Annotated in this window: 21 protein-coding genes and 6 pseudogenes; 17 read left to right on the forward strand and 10 right to left on the reverse strand. The window is 51.7% G+C overall.

Features of this window, described 5'->3' with window-relative positions; all coding sequences use genetic code 11:
• Positions 1-153 precede the first annotated feature (153 nt).
• The 11 genes and pseudogenes from HKK52_RS32450 to HKK52_RS00165 form a co-directional block, all read left to right on the forward strand.
• Positions 154-1,242, forward strand: a pseudogene (locus HKK52_RS32450) (RHS repeat domain-containing protein); the annotation flags it as partial.
• Between the two features lie 81 nt (positions 1,243-1,323).
• A complete protein-coding gene (locus HKK52_RS32475; RefSeq protein ID WP_224791004.1) occupies positions 1,324-1,641 on the forward strand; it encodes an HNH endonuclease in 318 nt (105 codons plus the stop codon).
• Positions 1,642-1,654: 13 nt separating this feature from the next.
• Complete coding sequence (locus HKK52_RS00125; protein WP_169368764.1) at positions 1,655-2,140, forward strand: SMI1/KNR4 family protein; 486 nt, start codon at positions 1,655-1,657, stop codon at positions 2,138-2,140.
• A gap of 212 nt (positions 2,141-2,352) precedes the next feature.
• Positions 2,353-3,771 (forward strand): annotated as a pseudogene (locus HKK52_RS00130) (RHS repeat domain-containing protein); the annotation flags it as partial.
• A gap of 123 nt (positions 3,772-3,894) precedes the next feature.
• On the forward strand, positions 3,895-4,452 hold the full coding sequence (locus HKK52_RS00135) for a hypothetical protein (protein ID WP_169368765.1): 558 nt from the start codon (positions 3,895-3,897) through the stop codon (positions 4,450-4,452).
• Positions 4,453-4,580: 128 nt separating this feature from the next.
• Complete coding sequence (locus tag HKK52_RS00140; protein WP_169368766.1) at positions 4,581-4,895, forward strand: hypothetical protein; 315 nt, start codon at positions 4,581-4,583, stop codon at positions 4,893-4,895.
• A gap of 229 nt (positions 4,896-5,124) precedes the next feature.
• A complete protein-coding gene (locus HKK52_RS00145) occupies positions 5,125-5,475 on the forward strand; it encodes a hypothetical protein (protein WP_169368767.1) in 351 nt (116 codons plus the stop codon).
• Positions 5,476-5,773: 298 nt separating this feature from the next.
• Entirely contained in the window at positions 5,774-6,265 is a 492-nt protein-coding gene (locus HKK52_RS00150; protein ID WP_169368768.1) for an SMI1/KNR4 family protein, read from the forward strand.
• 415 nt (positions 6,266-6,680) lie between these two features.
• On the forward strand, positions 6,681-6,932 hold the full coding sequence (locus HKK52_RS32480; protein ID WP_237150640.1) for a hypothetical protein: 252 nt from the start codon (positions 6,681-6,683) through the stop codon (positions 6,930-6,932).
• Positions 6,933-7,425: 493 nt separating this feature from the next.
• The gene (locus HKK52_RS00160) at positions 7,426-7,719 is read left to right on the forward strand and encodes an SMI1/KNR4 family protein (protein ID WP_237150642.1); all 294 of its coding nucleotides are present in this window, start codon (positions 7,426-7,428) and stop codon (positions 7,717-7,719) included.
• A 384-nt stretch (positions 7,720-8,103) separates the two neighbouring features.
• Positions 8,104-8,817, forward strand: coding sequence for an SMI1/KNR4 family protein (locus tag HKK52_RS00165; RefSeq protein ID WP_169368769.1), 714 nt, complete (start codon positions 8,104-8,106; stop codon positions 8,815-8,817).
• 117 nt (positions 8,818-8,934) lie between these two features.
• Here the strand turns inward: HKK52_RS00165 and HKK52_RS32880 are convergent, their stop codons facing one another.
• Positions 8,935-9,249 carry a hypothetical protein gene (locus HKK52_RS32880; protein ID WP_169368770.1) on the reverse strand — a complete coding sequence of 105 codons (315 nt, stop codon included), beginning with the start codon at positions 9,247-9,249 and terminating at the stop codon, positions 8,935-8,937.
• Between the two features lie 45 nt (positions 9,250-9,294).
• Between HKK52_RS32880 and HKK52_RS00175 the strand changes: the two genes are divergently transcribed.
• The 5 genes and pseudogenes from HKK52_RS00175 to HKK52_RS00200 all read left to right on the forward strand — a co-directional run.
• Complete coding sequence (locus HKK52_RS00175) at positions 9,295-11,193, forward strand: RHS repeat domain-containing protein (RefSeq protein WP_442962299.1); 1,899 nt, start codon at positions 9,295-9,297, stop codon at positions 11,191-11,193.
• Positions 11,194-11,246: 53 nt separating this feature from the next.
• Positions 11,247-11,594, forward strand: coding sequence for a hypothetical protein (locus HKK52_RS00185; RefSeq protein ID WP_169368771.1), 348 nt, complete (start codon positions 11,247-11,249; stop codon positions 11,592-11,594).
• Between the two features lie 345 nt (positions 11,595-11,939).
• A pseudogene (locus HKK52_RS32885) lies at positions 11,940-12,168 on the forward strand (RHS repeat-associated core domain-containing protein); the annotation flags it as partial.
• A 426-nt stretch (positions 12,169-12,594) separates the two neighbouring features.
• Positions 12,595-13,074 carry a hypothetical protein gene (locus HKK52_RS00195; RefSeq protein WP_237150644.1) on the forward strand — a complete coding sequence of 160 codons (480 nt, stop codon included), beginning with the start codon at positions 12,595-12,597 and terminating at the stop codon, positions 13,072-13,074.
• 102 nt (positions 13,075-13,176) lie between these two features.
• Positions 13,177-13,530, forward strand: a pseudogene (locus HKK52_RS00200) (RHS repeat protein); the annotation flags it as partial.
• A gap of 38 nt (positions 13,531-13,568) precedes the next feature.
• Here the strand turns inward: HKK52_RS00200 and HKK52_RS00205 are convergent.
• The 5 genes and pseudogenes from HKK52_RS00205 to HKK52_RS00225 form a co-directional block, all read right to left on the reverse strand.
• Positions 13,569-13,788: pseudogene (locus HKK52_RS00205) on the reverse strand (GNAT family N-acetyltransferase); the annotation flags it as partial.
• A 132-nt stretch (positions 13,789-13,920) separates the two neighbouring features.
• Positions 13,921-14,832 carry a hypothetical protein gene (locus HKK52_RS00210; protein ID WP_169368773.1) on the reverse strand — a complete coding sequence of 304 codons (912 nt, stop codon included), beginning with the start codon at positions 14,830-14,832 and terminating at the stop codon, positions 13,921-13,923.
• A gap of 64 nt (positions 14,833-14,896) precedes the next feature.
• Positions 14,897-15,256, reverse strand: coding sequence for a DUF7079 family protein (locus tag HKK52_RS32890; protein ID WP_169374137.1), 360 nt, complete (start codon positions 15,254-15,256; stop codon positions 14,897-14,899).
• Between the two features lie 30 nt (positions 15,257-15,286).
• Positions 15,287-15,793 (reverse strand): annotated as a pseudogene (locus HKK52_RS00220) (AAA family ATPase); the annotation flags it as partial.
• 105 nt (positions 15,794-15,898) lie between these two features.
• On the reverse strand, positions 15,899-16,795 hold the full coding sequence (locus HKK52_RS00225; protein ID WP_169368774.1) for a DMT family transporter: 897 nt from the start codon (positions 16,793-16,795) through the stop codon (positions 15,899-15,901).
• Positions 16,796-16,879: 84 nt separating this feature from the next.
• Between HKK52_RS00225 and HKK52_RS00230 the strand changes: the two genes are divergently transcribed.
• Positions 16,880-18,211 (forward strand): aminotransferase-like domain-containing protein, encoded by a 1,332-nt coding sequence (locus HKK52_RS00230; protein ID WP_169368775.1) that lies wholly within the window; start codon positions 16,880-16,882, stop codon positions 18,209-18,211.
• Here the strand turns inward: HKK52_RS00230 and HKK52_RS00235 are convergent.
• The 4 genes from HKK52_RS00235 to HKK52_RS00250 form a co-directional block, all read right to left on the reverse strand.
• Positions 18,208-18,516 carry a DUF7693 family protein gene (locus HKK52_RS00235; RefSeq protein WP_169368776.1) on the reverse strand — a complete coding sequence of 103 codons (309 nt, stop codon included), beginning with the start codon at positions 18,514-18,516 and terminating at the stop codon, positions 18,208-18,210. The genes HKK52_RS00230 and HKK52_RS00235 overlap by 4 nt on opposite strands.
• Positions 18,513-18,968, reverse strand: coding sequence for a MarR family winged helix-turn-helix transcriptional regulator (locus tag HKK52_RS00240; RefSeq protein WP_169368777.1), 456 nt, complete (start codon positions 18,966-18,968; stop codon positions 18,513-18,515). The genes HKK52_RS00235 and HKK52_RS00240 overlap by 4 nt, the downstream gene beginning before the upstream one ends.
• A 135-nt stretch (positions 18,969-19,103) precedes the next feature.
• Complete coding sequence (locus HKK52_RS00245; RefSeq protein ID WP_133839824.1) at positions 19,104-19,556, reverse strand: Ohr family peroxiredoxin; 453 nt, start codon at positions 19,554-19,556, stop codon at positions 19,104-19,106.
• A 103-nt stretch (positions 19,557-19,659) separates the two neighbouring features.
• On the reverse strand, positions 19,660-20,112 hold the full coding sequence (locus HKK52_RS00250) for an Ohr family peroxiredoxin (protein ID WP_169368778.1): 453 nt from the start codon (positions 20,110-20,112) through the stop codon (positions 19,660-19,662).
• Between the last annotated feature and the right edge of the window lie 209 nt (positions 20,113-20,321).

Consider the following 20,321-nt stretch of genomic DNA (forward strand, 5'->3'; position numbering starts at 1 on the left):
GGATCGGCTGCTGAAAGTCAACCGGTTAACAACAATCTGGCAATGTCTAAGAAAAAATCTAATTCACCCACGACCTGATAGGCCACCAGATACAGGGGCGGGACGTGAGGTGAATTTTGCTACTGAATAGATTCGTTAGAGTAAAGTCGCAGCCAACTCAACCTCGACGGCCAGCTCATCAGCGACATCGAGCGTGACGACGTCCTACGCGCCCAAGGCACGCTCACCAGCTGCTTCGGCTACGACGCGATGGGCCGCAAGAGCTGGCAGTTCGCCTCGCGCCTGCCGACGGAAAAACTCTCGCAACTGCACAACCCCGGCATCCAGCCCGAACTGCTTGTAGAACACGCCTACCCGATCCACCGCCGTCATCAATACGACCCAGCCGGCGAACTGACCCGCACCCTCGACAAACTGCTCGGCGAGATCAAGTACGAGTACGAAGCCAACGGCCAGTTGCACAGCCGTGATACCGGCAAGTTGGTGGACAGTGAGGAGTTCCGCTACGACGCGGCGGCGAACCGGCTGAACTTCAACACCAGTCAGTTTGATCATGTGAAGGACAACCGGCTCAAGCAGTGGCGGGATCAGGAGTACACCTACGATGCGTGGGGCAACCTGATTGAAAAGCGTAGCGGCATGAACCGGCTGCAGACGTTCAGCTATGACGGTGAGAATCGGCTGGTCAAAGCCGAGACGTTGGTGAACGGCAAGCTGGAAAGCAGCGGCACTTATCGTTACGACAGCCTGGGGCGTCGCGTGGCCAAGGTGTCAGCGGTCAACGGGGTTACCGAACAGAAGAATTTTCTGTGGCAAGGCTTGCGCCTGTTGCGCGAGGAAAGTCCGGGGCAGAGCAGCCTGTACATTTACGAGCCGGGGAGCTATGCACCTTTAGCCAGAGTCGATCAGAGCGAAGGAGAAGAACAGAAGCTCTACTACTTTCATACCGACCAGATTGGTACGCCGTTGGAGATGACTGACCGGGAAGGGCAGATCGTCTGGCAAGCGACGTACAAGGCGTGAGGCTCGCTGGAGCGATTGGACGTCAACGACGTCGAACAGAATCTGCGGTTTCAGGGGCAGTATTTCGACGACGAGACGGGGCTGCACTACAACACGTTTCGGTATTACGATCCGGAGGTGGGGCGGTTTATTACGCAGGATCCGATTGGGCTCAGCGGTGGGACTAATCTATATCAATATGCTCCTAACTCCACCAGTTGGGTCGATCCTTGGGGTTTAGCTTTCAAAAGCGTTAACTTTGAGGGTTCAAAAGAGTTATTTCCGGTATTAGGAAATCAAAAAAACATTGTGTCTATTCAAATGCAAGGATCTCGAGGACGAGATTTTACAGAAGCATATAGACAGGCAGGGTTGAAAGAGGCTGATGTGAAAGCGCAAGGGAAATTCACTTGGCATCACCTTGACGATTTTGATCCAGCTACAGGAAAAACAACCATGCAGCTAGTCACAAGGTCTGCGCATGAGGCCTCTCTGCCTCACACCGGATCAGTAGCTCAATTTGAAAAGCATTTTGGTCTACAATCTGGGGCTTATGGGGGCAAAGACGCAGTAGGGATTTCACAATCTAAAGGCTGGCTAAAGGGACGTGCCCCAAGCACATCAAGTTCAACTTGTTAAAACTGGTGGTTCTATGAAAAATTTTTCTCTGATGCATCCTGGTTTGCAGTTGAAGTCTGCAGATATTTCTCGGCTTGAAAAAGATATTGGCTTTAGTTTGCCGAGTGCATTTAAAGCGCTTTACTTTGTAAGTAATGGTGGTGTTCCTAATTGCAGTTGGGTTATCACGGACGATGGTTACGATCCGATGCAGGTTGCTGACTTTAAAAATGTATATGCGGATGGGGCGGGAAATCCGGATGACACACAGTTCATTGGTGGATGCTACAAGCTTATGTGTGAGCGCCAAATAATTCCTCATACGCTACTTCCGTTTGCGGTCGATGATGGAGGTAACTTTTTTTGTTTGGATTTGTTGAGTGGTGCCGTCATGTTTTACGCGGTTGATACTTTTCGTTCCGATGTAAGCATGGCTGCAAATCAAGTTGCTGCACAAAAAATAATCGCGATATCTTTCGAAGGTTTTATTGAGGGGCTGGAGTATGAGTCTGGTCTGTAGTTCTGTGACAGTCGCGACGCTAACGTTATTTTTGGGGCGGGTAGTGAGTTTTTAAAAATGTGCAAAATAATTTTATATGTTAACCGAAAATGGTCATGGTGAAGTAATAAGTGCCTTGTCTCGGATTGGTGGTTTTATAAGGTTTTGCGGGGTTGTTAGCGCTATCACATAAATTTCTGCGACTTCTATGCATGCTTTAAATTCTTTAATAACTCATACTGCCGACCGGCCAACACCTGAACCACCTGTATTACGGCAGCGGCCACCTGCACCAGCTCAACCTCGACGGCCAGCTCATCAGCGACCTGGAACGCGACGACCTGCACCGCGAAGTCCTGCGCACCCAAGGCCAGCTCACCAGCTGCTTCGGCTACGACGCCATGGGCCGCAAAGCCTGGCAGTTCGCCTCGAGCCTGCCGGCGGGAAAACTCTCGCAACTGCACAACCCCGGCATCCAGCCCGAACTGCTGGTGGAGCACGCCTACAACCCGATCCACCGCCGCCACCAGTACGACCCGGCCGGCGAACTGACCCGCACCCTCGACAAGTTGCGCGGCGAGATCAAGTACGACTACGAAGCCAACGGCCAACTGCACAGTCGTGACACCGGCAAGTTGGTGGACAGTGAAGAGTTCCGCTACGACGCGGCGGCGAACCGGTTGAACTTCAACACCAGTCAGTTTGATCACGTGAAGGACAACCGACTCAAGCAGTGGCGGGATCAGGAATATACCTACGATGCGTAGGGCAACCTGATTGAAAAACGCAGTGGCATGAGCAAGCTGCAGACGTTCACGTATGACTGTGAGAATCGGCTGGTTCGGGCTGAGACGTTGGTGGGCGGGAAGCTGGAAAGTAGTGGCGCTTATCGTTATGACAGCCTGGGGCGTCGTGTGGCCAAGGTGTCAGCGGTCAACGGCGTCACCGAACAGAAGAATTTCCTGTGGCAAGGCTTGCGCATGTTGCGCGAGGAGATGCCGGGGCAGAGCAGCCTCTACCTCTAAGAGCCGGGTAGTTATGCGCCGTTGGCGCGGGTGGATCAGGCGGAAGGTGGGGAGCAGCAGCTCTATTACTTCCACATCGACCAGATTGGTACGCCGCTGGAGATGACTGACCGGGAAGGGCAGATCGTCTGGCAGGCGACGTACGAGGCGTGGGGTTCGGTAGAAAAGCTTGAAGTGAACGAAGTCGAGCAGAATCTGCGGTTTCAGGGGCAGTATTTCGACGACGAGACAGGGCTACACTACAACACGTTTCGGTATTACGATCCGGAGGTGGGGCGGTTTGTTACGCAGGATCCGATTGGGTTGGCTGGCGGTAACAACCTCTATAAATATGCACCGAGCGCAGTCGGATGGGTCGATCCATTAGGGCTTTGTTCCAAAGCGTTAAGTAACAATATGACTAAGGGTGGAACTCCGCGACCTTTAAACTCCGCCGCTCATCATATTGTTGGCGATACCGCTAAGCTAGCAGCTCCTGCGAGAGCGGTATTGGCAAAGCATGATATTCATGTAGATGATGCGGTTAATGGAGCGTTTCTGCCTAACCGTAATAATGTAGACTCCGGCGTTTCAGGGATTTTGCATAATGGTAAGCATCCAAATTCTTACTTCGAGAGTGTTAATTAGCTCATTATTAGTGCAGATAAGGCCGGTGGTAAGCCGATGGTGTTGAAAACCATTGATAGAATTCGTAATACATTACTTGCAAGTCCGCGCGATGCGCAGTGGTCCGGATTATTTGGGTGATTTATGAAGTTTTATTCGATAACGCAAAATGACAAATACAAAACTCTGATTGATGCGGATCAAGTGGGAGGTCTGCAGGACTTTGCTACAAAGCTAGCGTACGGTGAGACCAGCTTGGAGTCTGATGGTCGAGAGTATCGCATCGTATATAACAGCGATGATGAAAAAAAGGCAGCAGTTTCGGACTTTCATACCTTTTTCAGACCTGTCCTGGTGGTCTCGGAAAAAGCATATGCAGCGCTTGGCTTTTTGCGTGTTCTCCCTCGCGTTAAGATATCCGGCCCGCGTTTTGAGGACGTGGCATTATATATTACGGAATTGCTTCCAGATGTATTTGATTTTGAAAAATCCGATTATGATAAAGGGGAGGGCGGGTATGTGGTTTATAAGGCTGTTTTAAAAATTCCAGAAAGTTACAGGGGCGAAATATTTCGTATTTCTGAAAGCCCGCAATTATTATATGTAAGCCAAGTGTTCAAGGATGCTGTTGAGTTAAGTGGTCTTAAAGGACTTAATTTTAGAGAGGTTGAACGAAGTGATATCGGCGGTTGTTCTGATTAAGCACGCTATCGAAGGCACAACCGTCTCATATGACTATGAGCTGGACAGCTAAAAGGCACTATCGCGAGTGGCCAAAGCTGATGGGCGAAGAAAGTGGTGGTAATGTCTGTCTATAATAGGAGCGTGTTATGAAGGAGTATAAAGGTTTTGCTAGTCTGTTGGATAACATCGATCGCCTACCCGATGTTGGCTGGCTGTTCGTTGATTCTACGATGGATAGAGCGTCAAAGGACTCTGTAAAGTCTGCTGTATTTTATACTGCGGAAGATGATGCGGAAGAGGTTTTTTTTGAAAATTCTAAGCGCGTATTTGTTGAATGTCCAACGATGCTGGATATAAAAAGAGTTGTAGATAAGCGAGCAAGTACGGCCGACTTAGAAACATATTTGGAAGCGGTTTTGTATTATCTTATTAATGATGATTTCAAAGAGTTCAATACTTAGCCGCCGGGTAGAGATCAGCGATTGAGTCGCCTATTTTCGGCCTGTTTTGGGGAGGGCAAATTCCGCAATGGTTGGTTTACCAATCGACAACCGCTCTTATAAAATTTTCAAAAAATATTAAGCGGCTGGCAACATTGTCTCGTTCTATTTTGCAACGGAAAAAAAGGATTGTCTTTTACTAATCTGCGTGATGTTCTAATGGGGTCAGAATGTGTTGGTGAGGATTTTTATGAGCTTGGATCAAAAATTTGTGACCGCCATTTTTAATGAGTTGTTTGGCAAGAATCTTGAGCAGTATGTGGAGTCGTTGAGTAAGCCGCTCAATACTGATAGTGACCCTTATGCAAAAGCCAGGAATGCTTTGGCTACGTTGAACCATGATTCCAAGGCGGATCTGTTCGCTTTTTTTAAAGTTGTTATCGCGGACAGTGCTTCTGTGATATTAGGCACACTGGATGGAGTGCATTTTCCTGATGATATAGACGGGAATTTTATCGTCGCTTATGACGAGGAAGAAATTCAAGGTGACCTTATGGATATTTTTATTGAAAAGGCTCAAGAGAAAAATGTTTACGGGTAGCTATTAAATGTAGGTGATTAGGTTTTTATTAAATTGTTTTGGCTTCTTGTGTAGGTCAAGCTTCGCGTTAGTTTTCTTTATCGACGTCCTCCGCTCTTTTATAACTCCTCGAAAAATAACGTGACTGCCGGAATTTTCTAAGCCCATCATCTGATCGCCGTCACCGATGCCCTAAACCAAACCACCACCCTGGAGGCATATGGTACCGATGATACTGTAGGCGTATCTCAATCTAAGGGATGGCTCAACGGGCGCGCACCTAGGACTGCTTCATCGACTTGTTAAATAGGAATTAAAAATGACTTTAATTAAACTGTATAAATCCGAGCCGACTGTTTGTATGTCTGATTTGAAGTTGTTGGAAAATGACATTGGACACCCATTACCAGAATTTTTTAAAGATTTTTATGTGGAGCAAAATGGCGGAGCATCCGATAAAGATTGGTGGGACAGCGGTGACGAATACGAACCTGTAAGAGTAAAAAAATTCAAATCAGTTGCAGTGTCGGGTACGGACGACGCTGCAGACACACGATTTTTAGGCGGGTGCTATGTTGCCATGACTTCTAAAGATATTATCCCGCAGACCTTGTTGCCCTTCGCCATCGACGATGGAGGTAACTTTTTTTGCTTGGATTTGACTGATGGTAACGTATGTTTTTATACGACTGATTCATTTGATCCGGAAAGTAGTTTTGCCGCCAATCATGCTAAGGCGTATCGATGGCTTGCAAATTCGTTTGATGTTTTCTTAAAAGGGTTAAAAGATGAGTCGGATATCGATATTTAAAATTTTATATGTTTAAGGCTTTGAAAATTACTGTTTTTACTCCTGTCGCTATCGGAGATAGCCAGCACGTTCGGATCGTGATTTACTAGGATTCATGATTCGATAAAAAGGAGGCGTGCCATTCAGTAAATGTTTTTCAGTACTCCTTAAAAATTGGTAGTGAGCTAAACAAAGCCTATGAAATCCCCTAGATAAGAGGCGCTGAGAATATTTAGTAGGGCGAAGTGCTTGCCTTGCTAAGGATGTCACAGTAGGTGAGACGCTGAATAAGTTTATCGGTAAAGATCTCCAATCTAAAGGCTGAGGTAGGTTATGGATGAAAAGTTTAGAAAAATTGAAGTATTTGAGCCTGGGATTGTTATTTTTGATCCGGTCGCATTAAATGATTTTGTTGAAAGTAATGGTGTAGAGTCTAGTGATTTGTTCGATTATTATTCTTAATAACGAAGAGGTTGGGCTAAGCGCAGTAGAAAATGGGGTGATTTTTCCTCTCTATCAAATCCCTGAAATGGAATACAGCATTTTTCTAAAAGGGGAAGGCCTGAGGTCGAGTTTTAATGGTGCAAAGAACGCATTTTGTTATTCGGGTATCCCTTTAACAGTAGTGTCTGGTCTGGTTGTTGCTGATTTAAATGCCTTGATGGATTGGAATAGTGCTTTTTTATAGACTGTAGAAATACGTATGCTGAAAGTCTTGGAAATAATGATTATTTAGATATACTAAGCGACTCATATGCGTTGAGTATCAGCGGATTTAAGAGGCTGAGTGGACCATTTGTTTCGCTAGGTTACGAGTTCGAGTTTAAACCTGTTGAAAGTCTTCCAATGCTTTCAAGTGATGCTACAACAGATGACTGGGACTTTTGTATTGATTGAACGCTTTCAAAGCTGAGGACGCCGAGGATGGCGCTGAAGCCACATGCTGAGGTAGGTCATGCCAATAGTATATAAGCCAGGTCTGAAATCAACGGAAGTCGATTATATTGAGATCGAACTTAATAGGGTTTTCTCTGTTGAATATAGGAAGTTCTTGTCTGGAATGAACGGCTTTTACTTAACAGTTCCTGACTACGTTCAGATACCATTAAGCTCTGTTGATCAAGGTGCTATAAGTTTCGATCGTTTTTTTTGGGCTCCTGCCTGAAGAAGAGTGCAATGATGTGGTTTTTTTTAATAATGAATTTATTGATGAACTCGATTTCCTCAAGGAGGCTGTAGCTATTGGGGAGGATGGAGGAGGAAATCCCTACGTGATGATTGGCAAGCGGGGGGAGCAAGGGGTTTATTATTGGGATAGAGCTCATCTTCACCAGTCTGACTCGAAAAATAACTTTGACATTCCAGAGCAAAATGATTGTGGGGATTTGTTCTTTGTTTCTGGAAGTTTCGATGAGTTTTACGATTTAGTTGTTGGGTGTGTAAGTGGTGTTCCGAGTTTTATTGAGGAAACTTAAAAGGGTGTCGCTGAGCAACGGGGTAAACCAGGTTTGTTGGTAGGGATTTCTGTGATGTTACGATTAGGCTCTTTAACATTTAGTTTTTGGAGTGGATGGAGTACCGCCTCAGCCACTCAACTCTGCGTTTATTGCCGCTAATGGATGCACACTATAGAATGCGCGCTTAGGCCACTAAGACGAACCCACGAAACGCTGGGACTTCCTCTGGACTATCTTCCGCTGGATAGTTTTGAGGCGGAGAGTGGTTTTTTTATAATAAAAAAACTGAAGAGGTAATCGAAATACTCTCGGTGATTTATTATTGAGTTTCAACAGGGGCGGTTGCTGGAGGTTGAGTTACAGGAGAAATTTTATGGCCTTTTTGCCCTAGAAGGAGTCGATATGATTACTATGGATGATGTTGTTGTTTTAGCTAGAGCGCATTTCGTTGGTCGGGATGTGTATTTCACACCAAGCGAGTTGCCAGCAAATATAGTTATACCTGTGGAGTGGATGGAGTTTGGTATTGGCACTCTGGAATACCCAAAATTTCCGCTGGTATGGTATTCCTTTAAAGAAAAACTGCCTTGGGTTTTGTCGTTGTTAGAAACCTGTTTGATCGGAACAGTCGTCTTGGGTGGGGCCAATGTTGAGTTAGCGTATATCTTTCATGATGCAAATGGGCTCTATTATTATATCGGTGGGATGCCTCTAAATAGCTGCCCGTTGAAAGAAGATAAAGTTAGCTCTGTTAAGGGGGAGCTTTCACGGTTTTATTCCCATGTGCACAATGGATTTACCTTTTTTCCTGCACAATCTATGGGGCCTCAAAAAATAGAGGATATTTCATGTGTCGCTGATTTAATTGATGAAGAAGAAACGAGCTTTGCCGAAAATTGGGTGACGGTTTTCTCTAATGGGGGCGGGGATTATTTAGCCATAGATCTAAATAATCAGGCTCAGGATAAAGGCGTTATCTGGTGGCATGAGCAGCCGATGGACCCGACGATGGATGTAGACGTATTTGAAATAATGGATACATGGATTTCTATTTTTCTCGAAGACACTCAATCATGCAATGATGTGCTAATTCAAAAGTCGGATTTCAAAGCTTAAGTGATTACGCATGCAATGTGTTTATCCGTGAGATCTGAACAATCAAGGTAAACTCATTGGCTTCTGATACAAGCATCCGGGGCGGTGCAATTGCAGAGGGTTCGACCAGCGTTTACATCAATGGCACGGTGGCTCGCAGGGGAACAAGATCACCTGCTTTGCCTCATCGCCGAAGTCGACGCGTTGGGCAACAAAACCGAATACCTCAACAGCGATGACGGCCTGCCGCACGCCCTCATCGACGCAACGCACAAGTAAAAATACCTGTGGTGGAACACCCTGGCCCAGGTCGAACGTCTCCAGGATTGCTCGGGTAAAAACACCCACTACCGTTTCGACGAACGCCATCACCTGATCGCCGTCACCGACGCGCTGAACCAGACCACCATCCTGGAACGCAAACCCGACGGCGAAGTGCTGCGCATCCAGCACCCGGACGGCAGCGCCGAGTCGTTTACCTACAACGCCCTCGGCCAGGTGCTGACGCACACCGACGGCAAAGGCCAGACCACGCGCCTGCTGCGCACCGCCCGCGGCCTGCCGAGCAGCCGTCAGGACGCCAAGGGCCAACGCATCCGCTATGAATATGACCGGGCCATTCGCCTGACCGCGCTGGTCAACGAGAACAACGCGGCTTACCAGTTTGCCTATGACGCGTCCGACCGGTTGGTTGAAGAAAAACGCATCGACAACTTGACCCGCCGGTTCAGCTACAACCTGGGCGGGCACCTGACACGGGTCAACGAAATCGGCTACGGCGAGCGCGCTGAACGCCCGCAGCGCCATACCGAATTCGAACGCGATTCCATCGGCCGCCTACTGGCCAAACTCAATGCCGATGCCCGCCAGGACTACACCTACGACGACGCAGACCGCTTGCTCACCATCGAGCGCCTGCCCACCGCCCACGGCAAAAAACTCGGCGTCAGTGAAGAAACACTCGATTTCTCCTACGACCTGCTGGGCCGCCTGATCAAGGAAACCACGCCGCAAGGCGCCTTGTCCTACGACTACGATCCGCTGAGCAACCTGACCACGCTGACCCTGCCGACTGGTCAGCATTTGAATCACCTGTATTACGGCAACGGCCACCTGCACCAACTCAACCTCGACGGCCAACTGATCAGCGACATGGAACGCGACGACCTGCACCGCGAAGTCCTGCGCACCCAGGGCCAGCTCACCAGTTGCTTCGGCTACGACGCCATGGGCCGCAAGGCCTGGCAGTTCGCCTCGCGCCTGCCGGCGGAAAAACTCTCGCAACTGCACAACCCCGGCATCCAGCCCGACCTGCTGGTGGAGCACGCCTACAACCCGATCCACCGCCGTCATCAATACGACCCCGCCGGCGAACTCACCCGCACCCTCGACAAATTGCGCGGCGAGATCAAGTACGACTACGAAGCCAACGGCCAATTGCACAGCCGTGATACCGGCAAGTTGGTGGACAGTGAAGAGTTCCGCTACGACGCGGCGGCGAACCGGCTGAACTTCAACACCAGCCAGTTCGATCACGTGAAGGACAACCGGATCAAGCAGTGGCGGGATCAGGAATATACCTACGATGCGTGGGGCAACCTGATTGAAAAGCGCAGTGGGATGGCCAAGGTGTCGCAGATTAACGGGATAACCCAACAAAAGCATTTTCTGTGGCAGGGCTTGCGCATGTTGCGTGAGGAAACGCCGGGGCAGAGTAGCCTGTACATTTACGAGCCGGGGAGCTATGCACCTTTAGCCAGAGTCGATCAGAGCGAAGGAGAAGAACAGAAGCTTTACTACTTTCATACCGACCAGATTGGTACGCCGCTGGAGATGACTGACCGGGAAGGGCAGATCGTCTGGCAGGCGACGTACAAGGTGTGGGGCTCGCTGGAGCGGTTGGACGTCAACAAAGTCGAACAGAATCTGAGGTTTCAGGGGCAGTATTTCGACGACGAGACGGGACTGCACTACAACACGTTTCGGTATTACGATCCGGAGGTGGGGCGGTTTGTTACGCAGGATCCGATTGGGTTGATGGGAGGGGACAATCTTTACCAGTACGCCCCTAGTCCAATTGGCTGGCTCGATTCTTTGGGGTTGAGTTGTGAGCCAACTAAGAAATATGAAGTTGGAAAATTCGACACCTTACAAAAAAATTCTAAGGTAGGTGATGGTCTGGATATTCATCATGCCGCACAAAAACACCCAGCAGGTCAGATAATTATGGGCTACGATCCAAAAACAGCTCCATCAATTGCCCTCCCTAGGGCAGAGCACAAATTGATTCCGACAGTGAAAGGGCCATTTACTGGAACCCCAAGAGACCTTTTGGCAAAAGATGCAAAAGATCTCAGGATTACACCAATGCACCTCCTTCAGCTATTAAGCAAATGATAGACTTAAATAAAGAGATGTTTCCGGGCGCCTTTATAAAATAGGAGTTGTAAATGAATTCTCAAGAGTTTGTAGAACTGATAAAACTCGTTGTTAGCGATTCTGCTATCACAGATACAGTTTCGGTTTTAACTTCACCTCCCGGTAGAAAACCCAGCAAGTTTCTTCTTGAAATGTCTGAATTTTACAATAAGCAAAGTTTTGGCGATAAAGCATGTGTTGATATGATAATAAAAAAATCAGTTGAAGAGGCAGTGTTTGGTTTTTTTTGTGTTTTAGATGGTGTGCGTGCGATCGAAGATTTCGATGATAGAGGTGTGCTGTCTCTTTATTATGAGGGTGGAACAACTGTCAAGTTGAATTCTAATGGTGATTTGCATGATATTTACAATTCTAAGTAGCGCTTTTGTAGTCTGTTGGTGTTGAGGTGTCTGGAGGTTAATAAGTAATCCATAGGGTTAGTAGTTGAGTTTTTTTGGCTCGCATCGGCTGTTGTAGGTCAAGGTTAGTCATGTTGTTGCTCTTTAAAAAATCGGAGTTGCGTTAGTGGCTACTAGGAGTTGATCACCTCTTTTATTCGAGACTAACATAGTATCTACTCGCTTTGAGCGGATGTTCGGGTAAGCGCCCGATTTGAGTAAGCTCAACGCGGACCACTTCGTAGACTTAATAGTCGGCGGATCGGCAACATAGAGATTACAAAGTCAAACTCGACGATAAACAAATTTTTGGTGGGATAGACGATTTACAAGACGTGGGGTGCGATAGAAAAGCTTGAAGTGAAAGGTCGAACAAAACCTGCGATTTCAGGGGCAGTATTTCGACGACGAGACGGGGCTGCACTACAACACGTTTCGGTATTACGATCCGGAGGTGGGGCGGTTTGTTAAGCAGGATCCGATTGGGTTGAATGGAGGGGATAACCTCTATCAATATGGTAGTAATCCGTTAGGTTGGATAGATCCATTAGGATTAGATGTACATCACTCCATTAACGGGTAGTTCATGATGCAAACAAGATTGCCTATACGGGAGTGGAAATAACGGCCAAACAGGCGCAGATACTGAAAGGTAATCTACCTGTCGTTCAACGACGCACTGTATTTCAGAACCAGATGGCGAGAAAAGAATTTGTAGGGAGTCAGAATTATTTGATGAAGTAATGGGAGGCAAGTACCGGTAGAGTTTGGCCATCGGGTACAACTCCTCACCACATCATTTCTTTAGAAAGTGGTGGAGCGAACAAGTGGTGGAACCTGATGCCGACACACGGTGCGCTACCTAATTATTCTTTGCCAGGAATCCCAGGTCCACACGCGGCCGGCGGCGTTCTTCGGAGTACGATTCAACAAGGAAGAAAGGCTCTGCCACCTGGAACAATAACTGATATGAGATTTTAGTATGATTGATATTGATGAAGAGCTCATAAAAATCGAAAGAGGTGATTTTTTCTCAAATATGGGAACTGCCGGCTTAACGGATAGTGCGTTAATATATATAGGAGACGTCCGAAAGGTTTTCGTGGAACCGTCGATGTCTGAGTTCGAGGGGTACTATGATGATGTCGAATGGCTGCCTACCTCTCCAACCCAGCCAGATCCTTTTTATAATTTGCCAAAGCCGCCTTCCGATCTTGTCGCTATGCGAATGAAGGTAAATAAGGCGGTAATGGCTGCTACTAAAAATCTTGATAAAAATAAATTTACATGTGTTCCGCATGATTTTAGCCTTGCGGCAAGAAATGGTGTGTGTTTCGTCTTTAGGCAATATGTGTCTGAAGAGTATTATGGTTTAGGCGATAAGTGGGTAAAGATAGTGGAGGTGTATTATAAAGGCCATTGGCCCGTTGGCTTTTGCAAGAATAAGTTGGTCGTTATTTGAGTCTGGAAAGTCTAGGGTGTTCTGATCTTTGCCAGCAATGAATTTTTTTTGATTTTATAGTGGTGTCTGATGTGCTCTTTAATAATGTGAACAATTAAATAATACCTGTGGTGGAATACCCTGGCCCAAGTCGAACGTTTCCAGGATTGCTCAGGCAAAAACAGCCATTACCGCTTCGACGAACGCCGTCACCGACGCCCTGAACCAGACCACCCCCCTTGAACGCAAACCCGACGGCGAAGTGCTGCGCATCCAGCACCCGGACGGCAGCGCCGAGTCGTTTACCTACAACCCCCTCGGCCAGGTGCTGAAGCACACCGACGCTAAGGGCCAGCGCATCTGTTATGAATATGACCAGGCCATTCGCCTGACCGCGCCGAACGGCCACAGCGCCACACTGAATTCGAGCGCGACCCCATCGGTCGACTGCTGGCCAAGCTCAACGCCGATGCGCGTTAGGATTACACCTACGACGACGGCGATCGCTTGCTGTCCATTGAACGCCTACCCACTATTTTTCCGTCGCATCTTCGATGATGAATGGGTGCCAGGTTCCGGCTGCAAAATCAGCTAAATAGGCCGCAATGTAGTCGGTGACGCCCTGCACCAAGTAAAAAGCAGAACCGCGTGCGTCAATGTGGCGCTCGAACCATTCACGATTGTCCAGTTCGAATGTCAGCAACGCCTCAGCATAGTACTTTGTAGGGTACGAATTCTGACGGTTTCATAAGGTAGCTCTCCTTGCGGGTAGAACCACTTGCATAATTGTGCAGTGGAACAACTGTCCGCTCAGGGCCGATTGCTACCTGTCACGAGCCTGACCCCCCCCCAACTAACTCCGCATCGCTAAACCACCGTCGGCGCGCGCAACTCCGGCGGGGGGCTGACGCTGGTTTGTGCCTTGTCCACCAACCGTTGCACCCACCCGGCATCCTGCTCATTAACCACGGCATAGCGATCCGGCGGAAAAAACGTCCAGTGATGAGCCACCTCGACAAGGCGTTTGAGCTCATCGGCAGACACCCAATACGACGTGTCGATCAAGGGCATCGGCGCGCCGCCAAAACGTCGGCCGAGGGGGAGGTTGGTGCCGGGGGCGAAGGCGATCGCCAGTTCCTGGCCGGGTTGCATGTGCTTGTCCGGCGGGGGCATTTTTCCGACCCGGGCGTAGCTGAAGTCGCCCGGATATTGTTCCTTGAGCACCAGCCAGTGACCCGTAGCGGTCTTGGCCAGGAGCCATTGCGCCACGCCGCTGTCTTGCACGCTTTCAAGCTTGCCGTTGCTCCATTGCATGATGGCGTTGCAGTCCGGATCATAATCGTTCGACCAGAGGCTGAAACCGGATATCAGGGTATGACGCTCAAGTTCGACCAGCCCTTGATCCGGCATGGATTGCCAGTAGCGTTTGGTTGGGTCGTGGGTGTCGCGCAAGAAGTTGCGCAATCCCCAGGCAGTCATGAAGAGCAGCGTCGCGAGCGCGAGCCAGCCAAAGGAAGCACCGACGATCCGGTCGATATCCAGGTCGGGGGCGAATATTGTTCGATAGAGCAACAGGCCCAGTACAAACGCGATGCCCGGCAGAATAGGGCCAAAGCACAGCGGCGGCACTAACACGGTGATCCAGCTGAAGCGGTGCATGGATGCGTGCTGCTGCGCCCAGGCTTGCTCCTGAGCGAGCATCGGCGCCTGTTCGCGTGGGGCAATCGCGGCGTCAGGTGTCTGAAAGCGCATGTACTGGGTGTAGAAGTCATCTTTCATGGATCAAATCATGCTCTTGAAGTAATCGCTTATCCCAACGAATCAAGCAGAGCCCTTGAGGATTTCAGTCTATGAATCTCATGATTTCTTTCCAGACATAACCGTAGCTATAGCGCAGCCAAGTGATTTTCAGTTTGGCCAATGCGCGGCGCGTACCACTGCGTGCCCGTGCTTGCAGTGTCGTTTCAATTTCACCTAATAGCCATTCATCCTTGAAGCCTGTCCAGACCGGGGGGACAGGCGTTTCAAGGTTGCTGAAACATACCGGAGCGACTTCCGAGTAGAGGATGTCTTCCACGACGTTCAGGTCATAGCCGCGGATTCGCTCAGCGATAGACGCGTAATCGACAGCGCTGTCCACAAACGCTTCAGCCAGCGCGATCTGAATACTCGCTCTTTCAGCCGCAGTGAGAAGCTGTCCCAATGGGCCCGCGCCTCCAGCTCTACGTCGATCCAGACCAACCAGAAACTCAGAAATCTGTGCCGCACTGCGAAGGTGAACAACCGGAATCAGCGGCCCGATGGCCAGGCGTAAAGCCTCGGTGCGGGGGCGTCTCGTGCGGTCAAAATCCCAGACATACTTCAGAAAACCGAAAAATGCCTTGTCCAGTCTCTCGGTGCAGCCTGCCGGAAGATCGGCGCGTGGCCGGTTCAGCACGCTGCGCAGTATGACTCGCCGTAAGCAGGTGGTGCGCGGTGTATCGAGCCAGATGATGAGCTCCGCCCGAGGCAGCCTTAGCGCGAAGGTCTTCGTGGAATAATTGCCCTCACAAATCCAGGCGTCCCCGGCGACAGCTTGCCGAACCCGTGCGCGGAAAATGTCGGTATCCGCTTCGACCCAATCGGGTTCCCAAAACAGCGTATCGAGGTGGACCACCGGCACATCAAGACGCTTGCCTATTTCACGCGCCAAGGTGGATTTGCCACTCCCCGAGTTACCCAGTATCACGATGCGCTGCATCAGCATTTCCCTTTGCTGCAAACGGGCAATGCTACCGCATCCGCCGGGTTAGAGAGCAATAGATAACCTCTGATGACGCTCATACGGGGGGGCTGCACCCGGTGTCTATTTAGAAAATTTCCTCGCCCCAGCCACACAAAGAATCACCGCCACCGTCACCCCGAGCATGCCCAGGCTGACCTGCTCATGCAGCAGCGTAGCCGCCAGCGCCAAGCCAAAAAACGGTTGCAGCAACTGAAGCTGGCCGACTGCGGCAATCCCGCCTTGAGCCAGCCCGCGATACCAGAATACAAAACCGATCAGCATGCTGAAGACCGATACATAAGCCAGGCTCAGCCACGCCGGTGTCGAAATGGTGGCGAACGAAGGCGGGGCCATGAGCACGGTCAGCAACGCCATGACCGGCAGCGACAGCACCAGCGCCCAACTGATCACCTGCCAGCCGCCCAGTGTTTTTGAAAGCTTCGCGCCTTCCGCATAGCCGAGGCCGCAGACGATGATCGCCAGCAGCATGAGCAGGTCGCCGGCCGGGGAAGCCGTCAGCCCCTGGGACACCGCGAAACCCACCACCAACAGGCTTCCCAATACAGAGAAAAACCAGAACACCGGCCGCGGCCGCTCACCGCCGCGCAACACGCCAAACACCGCGGTGGCGAGCGGCAACAGGCCGACGAAAACGATGGAATGCGCCGAGGTCACGTATTGCAACGCCAGCGCGGTCAGCAGCGGAAACCCCACCACGACGCCGATGGCGACGATGGCCAAGGGCAGCAGTTGATGTCTGGCGGGGCGCTTTTCCTTGAACAGCACCAACAGACAAAGCGCCAGCAGCCCGGCAATGGTCGCCCGGGCAACGGTCAGGAACACCGGATCGAATTCCAGCACGGCCAGGCGTGTCGCGGGCAGCGAGGCGCTGAAAATGATCACGCCGATCAGCCCATTGAGCCATCCGCTCGCGGTCCTTTCGGTGAACGGGGTTTGCAGCTTCGATGTCTGTTCCATGGCGAGGTCCGGCTCAATTTGCGGATATTCATCGTATGATCGAATATCACGACAATCAAAAAATCGTCATGGATACATTTCCGCATGCCTCGCTCACGGTACAAGACATTAGTGGATGCTTTTGCGGCTGATATCAGGTCGGGAAAACTGTTGCCGGGTACGCGATTGCCGACGCACCGCCAATTGGCGACGACGGAAGGGCTCGCGCTGGTGACCGCGTCTCGGGTTTACGCAGAGCTCGAAGCGATGGGCCTGGTCAGTGGGGAAACCGGGCGCGGCACATTCGTGCGGGAAACCTCATTGCCGCCGGGCTTGGGCATGGACCAGAAAGTCGTTGCCGTGGGCATGACCGATCTCAACTTCAACTACCCCTCGCTTCCCGGCCAGGCCGACCTGCTGCGCGGTGCGCTGCGTCAGCTCGCGTCGTCCGGTGATCTTGAGTCGTTGCTGCGCTACCAACCCCACGCGGGGCGTCTGCATGAACGCGCTTCGGTCGCCCGGCATCTGCGCACGCGAGGGCTGACGGTGGAGGCCGAGCAAGTGCTGGTGGTCAGCGGTGCCCAGCATGGGTTGGCGGTGACGATGATGGCGCTGCTGCAACCCGGTGACGTGATTGCCGCCGATGCGCTGACCTATTCGGGGTTCAAGGTATTGGCCGAGTCGCTGCATCTGGAAGTGCTGCCGATTCCGGTGCTCGACCACGGACCTGATCTGCAAGCCCTGGAGCGTCTGTGCCGCCAAAGACGGGTGCGCGCCGTTTACACGATGCCGACGATTCACAACCCGCTGGGATGGGTGATGGACGCTACTCAGCGTGAAGGCCTGGTGACGATTGCGCGCCAGCATGACCTGCTGATTATTGAAGATGCGGCGTACGCTTTTCTCGCCGAAAACCCGCCGGCACCGTTGGCGCACCTGGCTCCCGAGCGGACGGTTTACGTGTCCGGGCTGTCGAAAAGTGTCGCCACCGGGCTGCGCGTCGGCTTCATTGCCGCGCCCGTTGAAAAGGTGCCCGCACTGGAACGAGCGATCCGGGCGACCACCTGGAACACCCCCGGCGTATTGACGGCCATCGCGAGCACATGGCTCGACGACGGCACCGTCACACAGCTGGAAGCGGAAAAGCGTCTGGACGCGCAAGCCAGGCAATCGATGGCCCGGGAGGTGCTGGCGGGGCTGCCGTGGGTGGGTCATCCATCATCCTATTTTCTTTGGTTGCCGCTGCCCGAGGATGCGCGGGCAGAGCAGATTGTCGTGGAGTTGATGCATGAACAGGTGTCAGTGTCGACCGCCGAGCCGTTTGCGATTTCCGCTCATGTGCCCCATGCCATCCGCCTGGCGCTGGGCTCGGCAGAAATGGGCGCACTGCGTCTGGCCCTGGAAAAAGTGAAGTGGGTGGTCGGGGCTTACGCTTAGTCAGGCGCCAGCAAGCGCTCGATCTGCGCCAATTCCCAGGTGCTGAGCAAGCTGACCGGGTCGGTGCCGTAACGTTGCCAGGTGTCGAAAGCACCTTCACGGCCGTCCGGGGCCCGACAGCTTTGGCAGTGGCGCAGATGATTGCCGTCGAAGTCGAGGGTCAGGCGCCAACCCTCGATATCAACCGTTACGTGGCCGGAGGCGCAGGGTTGATCGAGGCACTGCAAAGCGCGAATGCCCAGCGCGGCATCGCGCAATAACTGGCACACCTCGCGGGCGGTCAGGGCAGGGCGGTGAGCGGTCACTCGTCTTTCGTCGACTTGATGACGTTACTGCGCAGCCGCACGATCGCTTTCTGCAGTTGGGTAAATTCGTCTTGGGTCAGCCCCGTGGTGTCCGGGCTCAATTGCGGCTGGTCTTCACGCAAATCGCGACCGGCCTGCGTCAGGTTGATCCGCACTTGGCGCTCGTCCTCGGGGTCGCGTTGGCGCTGTAAATAACCCATCGCTTCGAGCTTTTTCAGGATCGGCGTGAGCGTGTTCGATTCCAGGAACAACTTTTCGCCGAGGCTGCCGACGGTCTGATTATCTTCCTCCCACAACGCCACAATGGTGATGTATTGCGTGTAGGTCAGCCCGACCCGCTCGAGGACTGGCTTATAGGCTTTGCCGAACGCCAGATTGGTGGAATAGACCGCGAAACACAGGAAGTCGGAGAGCTTCAGGTCAGCGGCCAGCGTGGTGTCTTTGGATTTCATGGGCATCCTCTTTGGCCGTCGGTTGATGGCTCGAATGCGTGGAATATACATCGGGTGCGATTGTGTCGGAAGTGCTCAAGTTCGTGGCGGCAAGCCGGTTTGACGAGCAGAGTCTCGCCAAACCGGCCCGGAGTATTACGCCGTCAGAACGTTCAGGGCCACGTCGATGTTGCCTCGTGTCGCTTTCGAGTACGGGCAGATCTGGTCGGCGGTGTGCGCCAGCGTCGTCGCCACATCGTGCGCCAGGCCCGGCACACGCAGGGTCAAGCGCGCCTGGAGGAAGTAGGCGTCGCCGGTCTGGCCGAGATCGACTTCAATGTCGACCGAAAAATCGGACGGCAGCACCACGTTCATCTCACCGGCCACCAGCCCGACAGCGGCGGTGTAGCAGGCCGACCAGGCGCCAGCGAACAGTTGCTCGGCATGCGGGTGCGGCTGGACGGCCGAGAACACGTGGGCCGGTTTCGCGTTGCCGGGCGAGGACAACTGAATGTCGAGGCTGCCGTTATGACCGCGCGAAGTCGTGCCGGCGCTGCTGGCGGTAGTGTGGGTTTTGCCGCTGGCCAGTACTTTTTCAATCTTGCTCATGATGATTCCTGAAAGGTTCGATTTGTTTTCGTATGCGCTTATATCGCATGCGATATATATGGTGCTTTTAAGAGGTCGGTTGTTCTCAAGCCCACACAGGGCCTCAAGCCGTGAGCACGTTCAGGGCCACGTCGATGTTGCCTTTGATCGCTTTCGAGTACGGGCAGATGCTGTCGGCGGCATGCACCAGTGCGCTCGCGTCATCGTGCGACAGGCCCGGTACGCGCAGGGTCAAGCGAGCCTGGAGGAAGTAGGCCTGGCCGGTCTGGCCCAGATCGACTTCGATGTCGACGGCATGATCGGCCGGCAACTCGATATTCAATTGCTTGGACGCGAGGCCGACGGCGGCGATGAAACAGGCGGACCAGGCGCCGGCGAACAATTGCTCGGCAGTCGGGTGCGGCTGGATGGCCTTGAACTCGTGCACCAGTTTGGCGCTGCCCGGCGAGGAGAGCTGAATGTCGACGCTGCCGTTATGACCGCGCGAAGTGGTGCCAGCGCTGCTCAGGGTGGTGTGGGTTTTGCCGCTGGCCAGGACTTTTTCGATCTTGCTCATGGGATGAATCCTCAAAATTGCATTAGGTGTGATTTTGTTATCGTATACGTTTATATCGCATCCGATGGAAATAATAGTCGCGCAGACGCAAAGGGGTGTCAATAGGGGCGTTGGGTGCTGGCCGACGAGTGGTCGGGACTGCGCTTTTTGCGCCAATCAGCGAACAAGCCGTCGATGAGCTGTAAACTGGCGGCCCTTTATCACTTCGA

The sequence above is a fragment of the Pseudomonas sp. ADAK2 genome, from assembly GCF_012935755.1.
Lineage (GTDB): Bacteria > Pseudomonadota > Gammaproteobacteria > Pseudomonadales > Pseudomonadaceae > Aquipseudomonas.

What these genes read in the sequence shown, in the direction of transcription:
- HKK52_RS00140 (WP_169368766.1), top strand. Translation starts at nt 4,581, where the DNA reads ATGAAGGAGTATAAAGGTTTTGCTAGTCTGTTGGATAACATCGATCGC.
- HKK52_RS00145 (WP_169368767.1), top strand. Translation starts at nt 5,125, where the DNA reads ATGAGCTTGGATCAAAAATTTGTGACCGCCATTTTTAATGAGTTGTTT.
- HKK52_RS00150 (WP_169368768.1), top strand. Translation starts at nt 5,774, where the DNA reads ATGACTTTAATTAAACTGTATAAATCCGAGCCGACTGTTTGTATGTCT.
- HKK52_RS00250 (WP_169368778.1), bottom strand. Translation starts at nt 20,112, where the DNA reads ATGAGCAAGATCGAAAAAGTCCTGGCCAGCGGCAAAACCCACACCACC.
- HKK52_RS00230 (WP_169368775.1), top strand. Translation starts at nt 16,880, where the DNA reads ATGCCTCGCTCACGGTACAAGACATTAGTGGATGCTTTTGCGGCTGAT.
- HKK52_RS00240 (WP_169368777.1), bottom strand. Translation starts at nt 18,968, where the DNA reads ATGAAATCCAAAGACACCACGCTGGCCGCTGACCTGAAGCTCTCCGAC.
- HKK52_RS00195 (WP_237150644.1), top strand. Translation starts at nt 12,595, where the DNA reads ATGATTGATATTGATGAAGAGCTCATAAAAATCGAAAGAGGTGATTTT.
- HKK52_RS00125 (WP_169368764.1), top strand. Translation starts at nt 1,655, where the DNA reads ATGAAAAATTTTTCTCTGATGCATCCTGGTTTGCAGTTGAAGTCTGCA.
- HKK52_RS00185 (WP_169368771.1), top strand. Translation starts at nt 11,247, where the DNA reads ATGAATTCTCAAGAGTTTGTAGAACTGATAAAACTCGTTGTTAGCGAT.
- HKK52_RS00135 (WP_169368765.1), top strand. Translation starts at nt 3,895, where the DNA reads ATGAAGTTTTATTCGATAACGCAAAATGACAAATACAAAACTCTGATT.
- HKK52_RS32475 (WP_224791004.1), top strand. Translation starts at nt 1,324, where the DNA reads ATGCAAGGATCTCGAGGACGAGATTTTACAGAAGCATATAGACAGGCA.
- HKK52_RS00225 (WP_169368774.1), bottom strand. Translation starts at nt 16,795, where the DNA reads ATGGAACAGACATCGAAGCTGCAAACCCCGTTCACCGAAAGGACCGCG.
- HKK52_RS00210 (WP_169368773.1), bottom strand. Translation starts at nt 14,832, where the DNA reads ATGAAAGATGACTTCTACACCCAGTACATGCGCTTTCAGACACCTGAC.
- HKK52_RS00245 (WP_133839824.1), bottom strand. Translation starts at nt 19,556, where the DNA reads ATGAGCAAGATTGAAAAAGTACTGGCCAGCGGCAAAACCCACACTACC.
- HKK52_RS00165 (WP_169368769.1), top strand. Translation starts at nt 8,104, where the DNA reads ATGATTACTATGGATGATGTTGTTGTTTTAGCTAGAGCGCATTTCGTT.